This is a genomic window from Qipengyuania marincola, assembly GCF_029688625.1.
In the GTDB taxonomy this organism is placed as follows: domain Bacteria; phylum Pseudomonadota; class Alphaproteobacteria; order Sphingomonadales; family Sphingomonadaceae; genus Qipengyuania.
In genome coordinates this window covers 363,196-375,256 of the sequence record NZ_JARULC010000002.1, presented here as the reverse complement: position 1 = coordinate 375,256, position 12,061 = coordinate 363,196, and the positions used below count along the sequence as shown (strand labels likewise).

The window sequence follows — 12,061 nt, the reverse complement described above, 5'->3', positions numbered from 1 at the left end:
GGCTAAGGACACGGGCATGGACAAACTGATCATTCGCGGCGGCAACCGCCTGTCGGGCACGATACCGATTTCGGGGGCCAAGAACGCCGCGCTCACGCTGATACCCTGCGCACTCCTGACCGAAGAGGCGGTGACGCTGCGCAATTTGCCGCGGCTCGCCGATATCGACGGCTTCCAGCACCTGATGACGCAATTCGGGGTGAGCCACACGATTCCCGGCAAGCGTCCCGAAGAGTTCGGGCGCAATGTGACGCTGGAAGCGATGCGGATCACCAGCTCGGTCGCGCCCTACGATCTGGTGCGCAAGATGCGCGCCTCGATCCTCGTGCTCGGGCCGCTGCTGGCGCGCACGGGCGAGGCGACCGTCTCGCTGCCCGGCGGGTGCGCCATCGGCAACCGGCCGATCGATCTGCATCTCAAGGCACTCGAGGCGTTCGGTGCGCAAATCGAACTGGCGCAAGGCTATGTCCGCGCCATGGCGCCCGATGGCGGCATGCCCGGCGGCGAATTCGACTTCCCGGTCGTTTCGGTCGGCGCGACGGAAAATGCGCTGATGGCGGCGGTGCTGTGCAGCGGTACCAGCAGACTCATCAATGCCGCGCGCGAGCCCGAAATCGTCGACCTGTGCAACCTGCTGGTCGCGATGGGGGCCGAAATCGAGGGTATCGGCACCTCGGAGCTGACCATTCATGGGGTGAGGAAATTGCACGGCGCCACCTATCGCGTGATGCCCGACCGGATCGAAGCCGGCTCCTATGCCTGCGCCGCGGCGATCACCGGCGGCGAGGTGCGGCTCGAAGGAGCCGATGCGCACGACATGGGATCGACGCTCCATGCCCTGCGCAACATCGGGGTCGAGGTCGAGAGCGACAAGCACGGCGTGAACGTCGCTGCCAACGGCACGCTCAAGGCGCATAATCTGACCACTGCTCCCTTTCCCGGCCTGGCGACCGATATGCAGGCGCAGCTGATGAGCTTGCTCACCCGCGCCGAGGGGACCAGCGTCCTCAAGGAAACAATCTTCGAGAACCGTTTCATGCACGTGCCGGAATTGACCCGCATGGGCGCGAATATCGAAACGACCGGCCGGACCGCCGTTGTTCGCGGGCCGGTGGAGCTAACCGGTGCGGAGGTCATGGCGACCGATCTGCGCGCATCGATGAGCCTGGTGATCGCCGGCCTCGCGGCGCAGGGCGAGACGACGGTCCGCCGCCTCTACCACCTTGATCGCGGCTACGAGAGGCTGGAAGAGAAGCTTCAGCTTGTCGGCGCGGATATCGAACGGGTGGGCGACGATTAGGCGGTGATGCCGGACCTTTCGGCCCCACCAAACGTTGGGTCGTAAAGGAAGGAGCATCATCATGTTACTCAAACTCGCTGCCCTCGGCGCGATCGGTTATTTCGGATACCGCGCCTACGAGAAGAACCGTGTGGACTCGAACAATCTGGACGAGAACGGCGTCGCTTTCGCCGACGGCCAGCCCAAGGGCGCATTTCGCGATGCGGGCCCGAAGGCGACCACTACCAAGGAAACCAAGTGGTCCAAGACCGACGAAGCACTCGACGAAACCTTCCCGGCCAGTGACGCGACCGCGAATTACTGATCGGAAGGCCTTTGAGGTTCGGAAGCGGCGGGAGCGATCCCGCCGCTTTCTTTTTGGGTGACCAGCCAGATGCGGATTGCACCGGCCAGCCCCGGCGGATTTTCCGCCTGGATGCGCTCGGCATCGATTTCGGCAACCAGCGCATTGATCGACTGCGCGCGGGCATAAGCGGCCTTGCCGAGCATGTCCCAGAACATCGGTTCGAGACTGATCGAGGTGCGATGGCCGGCGATGCGGACGGAGTATTTTTTCGGGGGATGGTAGGGGGGAATCATTGCCGCCGCCCTACAGGCGCGCCGGTGGCGTTACACGAATTTTTTGGGGTGGCTGGCGCGCGGCGGCGATCGTAGGCGTGCTGTCATGGAGCAGGCGCTCGAAGAATTGACCGACAAGGAGAAGGAGACGCTTCGCCTGATCGTGCGCGGCCATGATGCGAAAAGCATGGCGACCGAGCTTGACCTGTCGGTCCACACCATCAACGAACGCCTGCGCGTGGCGCGGCGCAAACTCGGCGTCACCAGCAGCCGCGAAGCTGCAAGGCTGCTGTTCGAGAGCGAGGGCGGTACCTACGAAAATCTTGCGGACAAGGAATTGGGGGATGCCGGGGAAATTGCGCAAGGCGATCCTGCGATCGGAACGAAGGGCGCGTCCTCCACTCGCCTGATTGCAGGAGTTCTCGTGATGATAGCACTTTTCGCCGCAGGCCTCGTCCTTACCTCGCAAATCGTCGACCGCAGCCCCGAGGTTGCGGCAGCCGAGGTAAGCGCCACCGACCGCGAGGTCAGCGAGGCAGCGCGCCGCTGGCTCGAAATGATTGACGCCTCCGATTGGCAGGGCAGCTACGATGCGGCGGGCAAGCAATTTCGCGACGTCAATACGGTCGACGTCTGGGCGGGCGCATCGCGGCAGGTTCGCGAACCGCTCGGGCCCGTGATCGCGCGCGAGTTGCTTACCATCAGGTTCCTGAATGCGCCGCCAAGCGGCTATCAGGAGGTCGCCTTCGCCACGCAGTTTGCGAATCGGGAGCGGGCGGTGGAAACCGTGACGCTCCAGAAGGAGGATGGCGTGTGGAGGCCCGTGGGGATCATGGTCGACTAGCGCCTGAGCGACGAGGGCATCGCTGCATGGATGCCCTCGCCATGCTCAATACATGTGCTGGCCGCCGTTGATGCTCATGGTCGAGCCGGTGACGAATTCTGCGTGTTCGGAGCAGAGGAAGCTCACCCCGCGCGCGATCTCGCTGGCCTTGCCGAGGCGGCCAACGGGGATTTTCGCGACGATCTTCTCCAGCACCGGTTCGGGAACGGCGGCCACCATGTCGGTGTCGATATACCCCGGCGCGATGGCGTTGACGGTGATGCCGAAGCGCGCGCCTTCCTGCGCCAGCGCCTTGGTGAAGCCGTGGATGCCGCTTTTTGCCGCCGCATAATTGACCTGGCCGTATTGGCCCGCTTGGCCGTTGATCGAGCCGATGTTGACGATGCGGCCCCAGCCGCGCTCCTTCATTCCGGCAAAAGTCGCCTTGGCCATGTTGAAGCAACCGCCGAGATTGGTCCGCATGACCGCGTCCCAATCCTCGTAGCTCATCTTCAACAGGGTCCCGTCGCGGGTGATGCCGGCGTTGTTGACGACGATGTCGATCGGACCATGCTCTTCCTCGACGGCTTTGCAGGCGGCCTGGACGGCTTCGTAATCGCCGACGTCGAACTTGATGGTGGGAATGCCGGTGTCCCCGGTGAAGGCCTTGGCCGCTTCGTCGTTACCCGCGTAATTCGCGATCACCGTGCAATCGCGCTCGTCGCGCAGCCTTTCGCAGATCGCGCGCCCAATGCCGCGCGTGCCCCCGGTTACGATGGCAACCCGTCCCATATCCGATTCTCCCCAGCTTTCCGTAGCGTTCGCCGGGAACCCTAGGGCGTGTCGAGCGCGCGCGCAAAGCGAAACGCGCTGGCGGCCAGCTCGGTCAATCGTATTCTTCGATGATGAAGCGGAACGATCGCCGCGTCAGAAGCGGAGCTGCGTTCCGACATAAACCGCCTGATCGTCCTCGATCCCGTCGGTCAGCGGCGAGAGGCGGTTGCGGTCCTGCGACAGGCGGACGCCTGCGGTCACGTTGAGGTTACCCTTGACGCGGTAGGAACCCTGCAGGTCGACGGTCTGTTCGCCGAGGCTTTCAAGCGTGCGGGGCGAACGACCCGCGCTGCTCTCGCTCTCTATGGCGATGCGCGAGCCGAAGCGGCTGGGCTTGCCGGACTTCACCTCGGCCGGGCGGTAGGCCGACAGGTCGGGCATCGACAGGTCGCGTACGCTGTCGGGCAGCATCGCCGTCTTTTCCGGCTGTGCGAAACCCTGATAACCGCGCGCGATGCCGAGGTTGTAGCGCGTCGGCGCGATCTCGAGCGCGCGTTCGCGCTTCTGCTCCGCTGCGACCGAGGTAACGGCGTCGCGAACCGATATCGCGCGAGCGGTGACATTGTCGACCCGTACAGCGACAGTGACCGTGCGATCGCTCGAGCGCTGGATCTTGGTCGCGGGAGTAAAGCGCAGGCCATCTTCGCCGATGATTTCGGCCACCTGCCGCGCGAGTTGGGGATCGACATTGGCCGGCGTGAAGGGCAGCGATGCGAGTGTGGGTTCCGGCAGGCGCGCTTCCGTCGAGCCGACCGCGAGGCCGGTGCCCGGAACCGCAAGCGCAAGCCCGGCAGCAGCAAGCGCTGCGGGGAGTGCCCGCTTTGCGCTTATTCTGTCAGCCTTGCGTGCCATGACGTGTCCGTCCTTCCCACATTTCAACGATCGGAAGTCCGAAATCTAGCGGTCAGGCGGTGAACCCACGATGACGCGACTCGTTCCCCCGGTCGTGTAGAATCGCAATCTATGGACGATTCGCCCCGATGGCCAGCTTTTCCACAGGCCGTCCGGGGCGAAAGGAGTGAGGTGTGGCGGTTTGCCCACAACGGTCACGAGTGACTGGGCGAGGCCTCCTACGAACCGAAGTAGCGCGTCTTCAAAATTGCGATCTCGGATTCCATGGTGGCGCGATCATCCGGCGAGAGCGTGCCGCCATTTGCCTCCTCAAGCGCGAGATACTTTTCCAACAGCCTGCCACGTTCGACACGATATTCGCGCGCCGCGTCGGATCCCAATTCGTATCCCGGATGCTTCGTTGTTTCGAAGCGAGGGCCGGCATAGCTGAGCGGGGTGACCGTCGGATCGGGAGCTGAAGTATTTGCGCTCGCGCCGACTGCGATCATTCCGGTTGCCGCACATGCTGCGATTGCAAATTTCTTCATCGTGAATTCCCTCCTCGTCCTGCTACGCAAATAAGAACGGTTCGATCCTGTCGCCAATATGAATAGACACAGCACGCAGAATAATACCCCTGCCAACCGACATGCGATCCCAATTCACTACTGGTTCACGCCGCCTGACGTGTGTGCGCGTAAACCGGCAGAGCTTGCCCGCACAGGCGCAGGCTATATAGAGCCGGAAACACAAGCTACCCACGGGCCGTCCGAGATGCGGCCTGACATACGCAAGGATAAACATGAGCGCTCTCGCCAATCTTCGCCGGCCCGCAACACTCGCCATGGCAATTGCCGCGGCGGCCAGCCTTGCAGCATGTGGCGGGCGCGAGCGACCCGAGGCGGACCTCGCCGCGTCGCAGGTCACCACCATCGGCGTGAATTCCTATCTCTGGCGCGCGGCACTTGAGGCGGTCAGCTTCGCCCCGCTGCTTCAGGCGGACAGCAATGGCGGCGTGATCGTGACCGACTGGTATGCCAATCCGAGCAACCCGAACGAGCGCGTGAAGGTGACAGTCACGATCCTCGACCAGGATCTGCGTGCCGATGCGCTGCGCGTCGCGGCGAGCCGCCAGGTCGCCCAGAACGGCGCCTGGGTCGATGCGCCGGTACAGGCGGCGACCGTGCAGAAGCTCGAAGACATCATCCTGACCAAGGCGCGCGAGCTGCGCCGCCAGGCGGTCAGCTAAACCGCCTTTAAATCACGCGCAAAACCGGTAAGGCCGCTCGCATGAGCAGCGATACCCGTTTCGACCCCGCGAGCGCCGATGCGCGCTGGCAAACTGCATGGGAGGAGGCGCAGACCTTCCGCGCCGACAGCGATTCTCCCAAGCCCAAGAGCTACGTGCTGGAGATGTTCCCCTATCCCAGCGGGCGCATCCATATCGGCCATGTGCGCAATTACACGATGGGCGATGTGCTGGCGCGCTACAAGAAGGCGACCGGGCACGAGGTGCTGCACCCGATGGGCTGGGACGCCTTCGGCATGCCGGCGGAGAACGCCGCGATGGAGAAGGGCGTGCATCCGGGCGGCTGGACGCGAGCCAATATCGAACACATGAAGGCGCAGCTGAAGCGCCTCGGCTTCGCGCTCGATTGGAGCCGCGAACTGGCGACCTGTGAGCCCGATTATTACGGCCACGAACAGGCGCTCTTCATCGACCTCTACGAAGCGGGCCTCGTCTATCGCAAGGAGAGCGAGGTCAATTGGGACCCGGTCGACATGACCGTGCTCGCCAACGAGCAGGTGATCGACGGCAAGGGCTGGCGCTCGGGCGCAGAGGTCGAGAAACGCAAGCTGAACCAGTGGTTCCTCAAGATTACCGACTTTGCCGAGGAATTGCTCGAGGGTCTGGGAAGCCTCGAGAATTGGCCCGAGAAGGTGCGGCTGATGCAGGAGAACTGGATCGGTAAGTCCAAGGGGCTCGAATTCAGCTTCGACCTCTCGAACGGCGCAAGGCTGCCGGTTTACACCACGCGTCCCGACACGATTTTCGGCGCGAGCTTCGTGGCGGTTGCCGCCGACCATCCGGTGGCGCAGGGCATCGACAGCGATGAGGCGCGCGCCTTCATTGCCGAGTGCAAGAAGGGCGGCACGACCGCTGCCGAACTCGAAACCGCCGAAAAGCTCGGCTTCGACACCGGCATCGCCGCAAAGCATCCGTTCACCGGCGCGGACCTGCCGGTCTACATCGCGAACTTCGTGCTGATGGATTACGGCACCGGTGCCATCATGGCGGTGCCGGGGCACGACCAGCGCGACTTCGAATTCGCGACGAAATACGGCCTGCCCATCCCGCGCGTCGTTGCGCCGAGTGTCGAGGATGCCGGCACGCCGTTCGATGGCGAGGCCGAGGCGGGCGACGGGGTGATCGTCAATTCCGACTTCCTCGATGGCATGGACGTGGAGACCGCCAAGCGCGAGATCATCCGCCGCATCGAGGAGCAGGGTCGGGGCGAAGGCAAGACCGTCTGGCGCCTGCGCGACTGGGGCGTCAGCCGCCAGCGCTACTGGGGCACGCCGATCCCTTTCATTCACTGCGAAAGCTGCGGCGTAGTAGCGGCGCCCAAGGACAGCCTGCCGATCACGCTGCCCGAAGATGTCGATTTCCAGACCCCGGGCAACCCGCTGCTGCGGCACGAAACGTGGAAGCACGTCGATTGCCCCAAGTGCGGCGGCAAGGCGGAGCGCGAGACCGACACGCTCGATACATTCGTGGATTCCAGCTGGTATTTCCTGCGCTTCGCCAGCCAGCCTGCCGACAAACCCTTCGACGCCGAGGAAGTCGCCAAATGGCTGCCGGTCGAGCAATATATCGGCGGCATCGAACACGCGATCCTGCATCTGCTCTACGCTCGCTTCTGGACCCGCGCGCTCGCCCATATGGGGCAGATCGAGGTGAAGGAGCCCTTCGCCTCGCTGTTCACGCAAGGCATGGTGACGCACGAGACCTACAGCCGGAAAGAAGGCGGCAAGACCGTCTATTACGCGCCCGACGAAATCAGCCGCGAGGCCGATCGCGCGCTGCTGAGCGCCGATGGCGGTGAGGTCGAGATCGGCCGCGTCATCAAGATGTCGAAGTCGAAGAAGAACGTCGTCGACCCCGACACCATCGTCGACAGTTACGGCGCGGACGCGGTGCGCTGGTTCATGCTGTCCGACAGCCCGCCCGAGCGCGATTTGCCATGGTCGGAAGCCGGCATCGAGGGCTGCTCGCGCTTCGTCCACCGCCTGTGGCGCTTGTTCGGTGCCTATGAACCGCAAGCCGGGGGCAAGGACAAAGCGCTCGACCGCAAGACCCACCAGGCCATCGCTGCGGTGGCCGAGGATATCGAGGCGCTGGGCTTCAACAAAGCCGTCGCGCGAATCTACGAATTGACCGGTGCGGTCGAAAAGGCAGCACCTTCTGCCAGCAGATCCGCTGCGATCCGTACGCTGGTCCAACTCGTCGCCCCGATGATGCCGCATCTCGCTGAGGAAGCCTGGGCCGACATGGGCATGGAGGGCCTCGTCGCCGATGCGCCCTGGCCCGCAGTCGATCCGGCACTGCTGGTCGAAGACGAGGTCACCATCGCCGTCCAGCACAAGGGCAAGCTGCGCGACACGCTGACTGCGCCCAAGGGGGCCTCGAAGGAGGATCTCGAGGCCATGGCGCTGGCATCCGACAAGGTGCAGCGTTCGATCGACGGGGCAGAAGTGCGCAAGGTCATTGTGGTGCCCGATCGATTGGTCAATATCGTCACCTGATGCGCGTACTTCTCGCCTCCCTGTCCGCCCTGCTGCTCTCCGCTTGCGGCCTTTCGCCCATGTATGCGGGCGGGGGCGATGGTGCGGTGGCGCGCGGACTCGCATCGGTCGACGTCGCCCCGATCGAGGGGCAGGCCGGCTGGCTGGTCCGCAACGCCCTGAACGACCGTTTGGGTGCGGCAGGCGAGGCCAGCCCGCAATACCGGCTGGACGTGCGCCTCGACGACCAGCTCGAGGGGCTCGCGATCCTGCGCGACGATACCGTCAGCCGCGAACGCCGGACGCTTCGCGCGCGCTACCAGCTGATCGACCTCGCCAGCGGCGACATCGTGCTTGACGCGACGGCTGCGTCCGATGCGGGCATCGACGTGGTGTCTAGCGAATACGCCACCATCGCCGCCGAGCAGACTGCGCTGGAGAATCTCGCCGAGCAGGTCGCACAGCGAATCGTGACCCGCGTCGCGCTGAGCCTGCGCGACAGCCCGCCGCCGCAACCGTGAAGCTGGCCGGCAAGGACTTCGCCTCCAAGGGAAGGGCTGCGGCAAGCGATTGCGGCGTGTTCTTCTTCTGCGGCCAGGACGAAGCCGGTGCCAGCGCGGCGGCGAACGATCTGGTCAGCTGGCTCGACCAGCCCGGCGAACGGGTCGAGCTAAGCGGTGCGGAACTGCGCGGCGATCCTGCCCGCTTGGGTGATGAGGCGCGCTCTTCCTCGCTCTTCGGAGACAAGCGGCATATCTGGGTCCGCGCGGCGGGGGACGAAGCGCATGAGGCGCTCAAGACACTCCTCGAAACCGGCGACATGGGGGCGGGGGAAGCCTGCCCGGTCATCGTTGTCGCGACCTCGGCGACCGACAAGTCACGCACCGCCAAGCTGCTCGAAAAGCGCAAGGATGCGGTGGTCGCGCTGTTCTATCCGCCCGATCTGCGTTCGGTGACGCAAAGCGTAAGGGCAATGGCCGATGCTGCAGGTGTGCGCCTCGGCGGTGATCTGGCCGAGAAAGTGGCGCGGGCTGCGACGCTCGACGTCCGCCTGGCGCAGAGCGAGATCACCAAGCTGGCGATCTATCTCGACGCCAGCCCGCAGAGCCCGAAGGCGGCGAGCGCAGAGGATCTCGATGCGATCGGCGCAGCCAGCGAAGAGGATGGCTTCATGCCGCTGGTCAATGCGGTGATGGGCGGGCAGTCGAACCGGGTCGCTCCCGAAATTGCGCGGATGCGGCAACTCGGGCTCAATCCGGTCGGCGTGCTGCTCGCCTTCGAACGCCGCGCCGCGCAATTGGCTCGCATCGCCGCGGCTCTTGGCAACCGGTCCTACGGCGATCTCGACAAGGGCGAGAAGGCACGGCTCGGGATCTTCTGGAAGGAGGAGCGCGAGATCGGCAACCAGCTGTCGCGCTGGCGGGCCAAGGGGCGGCTGGACCGCCTTACCCACGGCCTGACGCGCCTGCATCGCGACCTGCTGGCCAATAGCCAGGCATCCGAATTGCTGCTGGCGCAGGGGCTGACCAGCCTTGCGCAGCTGGCTGGCGCGGGTCGGCGCTAGTCGCTGGCCAGCCAGCGCGCCATTGCCGCCGTCGCAGCACCATCTGCGCGTGTCTGCGCATTCAGCAAGCTCTTCCCGATCGACAGGCCGCGCGCCGGCACATCGCGCAGCCTCTGGCTGATGCTGCGCGGCTGCAGCGGGTGATCGCCCAGACGGTCTGCGGCTCCTCCATGCCGCAATCCGGCAATCGCATTGATGTCCTTGCGCGAGAGCGGATCCTGGCACAGCAGATCCTCCGCGCGCGCGATCAATTCGGGCGCGATAGAGATCGGGATGCCGGCCATCTCTGCGGCGCCAGGCTGTCGCCAGCGGTCGACCAGATGCAGCATGATCGCCGCGGCGCGCGTAAAGCCCTGGCGCTCTGCTCGCCTCCAGAACTTGGCCCAGTCGATCGCGGTCGCGCGCAGCAGATAATCGATGTCTCCCAGGGCCAGCGGCCCGGTATTGAAGAGGTGCGACACAGCGCAGTGAATGACGAGATGCGCCAGCATGTCTTCGCTCGAAGGCACGGCAATCCCAAGCGACTCGTCGAATCCGGCGCGTCGCATCATCCCGTCATCGTCGCCATCGGGCATCGCGAGGCCCGAAAGGGGCGCGCTGGCCCAGGCGTGCGCATGCACTTCCAGCATCAGTCCGTCCGCCGACTGCAGGCCCGGCAGGTGAGTTTCCTGCGCAGCGAGGCGCGCGAGGGCGGTATCATCCAGCTGGGGCGCGTCCCAATTCGCTTCCTGCAGGACTCTATAGGCAAGCGGCGCCTGTGCCTCCGCGACCAGAATATCGATGTCGCGCATTGGCCTTTCGGCGGGCGCGGGCCAGACGCGCCAGGCCAGCGCAGTGCCTTTCAATCCCAGCGCCCTGATGCCGGCCTTCGCAAGCACCTCGGCTGCGTGTTTCAGCGCATGACGCTGGGCGAGCATGTAGAGCGCGTTCTCCCGATAGGAGGCCTGCCAGAGGAGGGAGATATCGTTCGACACAGGTATAGCAATCTCGCCGCGGATCAGCCGGGCGTGGAGATGCGGTCTCAGCCGATGGCCATCGGCCAGCGCATCCAGTTCGTGCCACTGCTGGGCCGAAAGCGCCTCCGGTTCGCCTGCCCCGCATCCGGTCAAGGCGAGCAGCGCGGGCCGCATCAGTTCTCGGGGACGGAGAAGGTCCCGGTCACGCGGCCGCCGGAGCTGGAGGATTGCCCGGTAACGGAGGACGATCCGCTGGCGCGACCGTCCACGCTTGAAACGCCGCTCGCGAGATCGATGACAAGCCGGCCGCCGTTGAGCGTGTCGCCGCCGCGGTTCAGGCGAACATTGCCGGCCATGGTGATGATGCGCCGGTTGAAGTCGTAGACCGCCGTATCGCCCCGCGCACGCTCATTGCCGCGCTGCACGTTTACACCGCCGGTGGCCATGATGCGCTGGATTTGCAGGGTTCCGGCGTCGGAATAGCTGATGATCGTGCGCGCCGCATTCAGCGAAAGCCCGGCCTGGGTGATCTCAACGCCGCCCGACAGCACGACGCGGTTCTGCCGGTCCTGCAATTCGATCCGGTCGGCGGCGAAGGACACCGGTGCATTGGAATTGTGGGCCGCGATGGCCTGCGCCTGCAACTGCATGCCGGTGATCGCGGTCAGCGTCAGCGCGAAGCTTGCCAGCCCCCATCGGGCCATGGTGGTCACATGCTGTTTCATCGTGGCATCCTCAACTGGCCGGGAACCATGCGCAGCCGGGCGTTGCCGGTCAATACGATGGTCCGCGCCTCGAGATCGGCGACCAGGCTGTCGCCGCGAAAGGTTCCTGCGGGCACGGCACCTTCGACGCCGCCGCGGCCGAACAGCATCTTGTCCGCCAGATCGACCGAAACGCCACGGGCGACCATCCGATAGCCGTCAGCAGCGACAAGCAGGAGCGGGCCGTTGACCGCCACGATATCCGCATTGAGATCGTATCGGCCGCCGCGGGCCGAAACCCGGGCCGGTCCGTCGTTCAGCAACAGACGTGCGACGACATCGTTCATACGCACGATGCCTTCGGCGCTCGATCGCTGGACCGCCTCGCCCGCTGTCAGCGAGAATGGTCGACCCGAATTGTCTTCTCCGCGATAGAGCGCATTGTCGACGCGCAATCGCTCGTTGATGACTGCAACTTCGTCCCGATCGAGCAGAAAGCTGATCTCGCCGCGCGGACTGAGCGGCGTGACGACCATGAAGGCAGCGAGAACGCCGACCGCCATTGGCAGGGCCTTGGCGAGGAAACCGACGAGCCGGTCGTGCGAGCCGCCCGGTTCCGCCCAGTGCTGCCGCTCGTTGCGCCGCGCTCTGGCTTCCTGCGTCTCGATCCTGCGCTGGCCGATTACCATGGCGCCTGCATGCTCC

At 64.9% G+C, this 12,061-nt stretch carries 14 protein-coding genes; 7 read left to right on the top strand and 7 right to left on the bottom strand.

Annotated elements, in window-relative coordinates:
* Positions 1–16 precede the first annotated feature (16 nt).
* Complete coding sequence (gene murA, locus P8Q88_RS07050; protein WP_278323141.1) at positions 17–1,300, top strand: UDP-N-acetylglucosamine 1-carboxyvinyltransferase; 1,284 nt, start codon at positions 17–19, stop codon at positions 1,298–1,300.
* 61 nt (positions 1,301–1,361) lie between these two features.
* A complete protein-coding gene (locus tag P8Q88_RS07045) occupies positions 1,362–1,604 on the top strand; it encodes a hypothetical protein (protein ID WP_278323140.1) in 243 nt (80 codons plus the stop codon).
* Here P8Q88_RS07045 and P8Q88_RS07040 read toward each other — a convergent pair.
* The gene (locus tag P8Q88_RS07040; protein ID WP_278323139.1) at positions 1,598–1,879 is read right to left on the bottom strand and encodes a ribbon-helix-helix domain-containing protein; all 282 of its coding nucleotides are present in this window, start codon (positions 1,877–1,879) and stop codon (positions 1,598–1,600) included. The genes P8Q88_RS07045 and P8Q88_RS07040 overlap by 7 nt on opposite strands.
* Before the next feature lie 85 nt (positions 1,880–1,964).
* Between P8Q88_RS07040 and P8Q88_RS07035 the strand changes: the two genes are divergently transcribed.
* Complete coding sequence (locus tag P8Q88_RS07035) at positions 1,965–2,702, top strand: helix-turn-helix domain-containing protein (RefSeq protein ID WP_278323138.1); 738 nt, start codon at positions 1,965–1,967, stop codon at positions 2,700–2,702.
* Positions 2,703–2,747: 45 nt separating this feature from the next.
* Here the strand turns inward: P8Q88_RS07035 and phbB are convergent, their stop codons facing one another.
* The 3 genes from phbB to P8Q88_RS07020 form a co-directional block, all read right to left on the bottom strand.
* The gene (gene phbB / locus P8Q88_RS07030; RefSeq protein WP_278323137.1) at positions 2,748–3,473 is read right to left on the bottom strand and encodes an acetoacetyl-CoA reductase; all 726 of its coding nucleotides are present in this window, start codon (positions 3,471–3,473) and stop codon (positions 2,748–2,750) included.
* Positions 3,474–3,608: 135 nt separating this feature from the next.
* Positions 3,609–4,367, bottom strand: a complete 759-nt coding sequence (locus P8Q88_RS07025; RefSeq protein WP_278323136.1) for a hypothetical protein — start codon at positions 4,365–4,367, stop codon at positions 3,609–3,611.
* A gap of 218 nt (positions 4,368–4,585) precedes the next feature.
* The gene (locus P8Q88_RS07020) at positions 4,586–4,894 is read right to left on the bottom strand and encodes a hypothetical protein (RefSeq protein WP_278323135.1); all 309 of its coding nucleotides are present in this window, start codon (positions 4,892–4,894) and stop codon (positions 4,586–4,588) included.
* Between the two features lie 254 nt (positions 4,895–5,148).
* On the opposite strand from P8Q88_RS07020, the gene P8Q88_RS07015 reads away from it, so the two are divergent.
* From P8Q88_RS07015 to holA, 4 genes are read left to right on the top strand one after another with little or no spacing between them, the layout of a single operon-like run.
* Positions 5,149–5,595, top strand: coding sequence for a DUF3576 domain-containing protein (locus tag P8Q88_RS07015; protein WP_278323134.1), 447 nt, complete (start codon positions 5,149–5,151; stop codon positions 5,593–5,595).
* 41 nt (positions 5,596–5,636) lie between these two features.
* A complete protein-coding gene (gene leuS / locus P8Q88_RS07010; protein ID WP_278323133.1) occupies positions 5,637–8,153 on the top strand; it encodes a leucine--tRNA ligase in 2,517 nt (838 codons plus the stop codon).
* A complete protein-coding gene (gene lptE / locus P8Q88_RS07005) occupies positions 8,153–8,653 on the top strand; it encodes an LPS assembly lipoprotein LptE (protein ID WP_278323132.1) in 501 nt (166 codons plus the stop codon). Before leuS ends, lptE begins: the two co-directional genes overlap by 1 nt.
* Entirely contained in the window at positions 8,650–9,696 is a 1,047-nt protein-coding gene (holA, locus tag P8Q88_RS07000; protein ID WP_278323131.1) for a DNA polymerase III subunit delta, read from the top strand. The genes lptE and holA overlap by 4 nt, the downstream gene beginning before the upstream one ends.
* Here holA and P8Q88_RS06995 read toward each other — a convergent pair.
* Genes P8Q88_RS06995 through P8Q88_RS06985 form a run of 3 tightly spaced genes read right to left on the bottom strand, consistent with a single transcriptional unit; the run spans position 9,693 to position 12,045 of the window.
* A complete protein-coding gene (locus P8Q88_RS06995) occupies positions 9,693–10,826 on the bottom strand; it encodes a nucleotidyltransferase domain-containing protein (protein WP_278323130.1) in 1,134 nt (377 codons plus the stop codon). The two genes, holA and P8Q88_RS06995, sit on opposite strands and share 4 nt — an antisense overlap.
* On the bottom strand, positions 10,826–11,377 hold the full coding sequence (locus tag P8Q88_RS06990; protein WP_278323129.1) for an LptA/OstA family protein: 552 nt from the start codon (positions 11,375–11,377) through the stop codon (positions 10,826–10,828). Before P8Q88_RS06990 ends, P8Q88_RS06995 begins: the two co-directional genes overlap by 1 nt.
* Positions 11,374–12,045 carry an LPS export ABC transporter periplasmic protein LptC gene (locus tag P8Q88_RS06985; protein ID WP_278323128.1) on the bottom strand — a complete coding sequence of 224 codons (672 nt, stop codon included), beginning with the start codon at positions 12,043–12,045 and terminating at the stop codon, positions 11,374–11,376. The genes P8Q88_RS06990 and P8Q88_RS06985 overlap by 4 nt, the downstream gene beginning before the upstream one ends.
* Positions 12,046–12,061 lie beyond the last annotated feature (16 nt).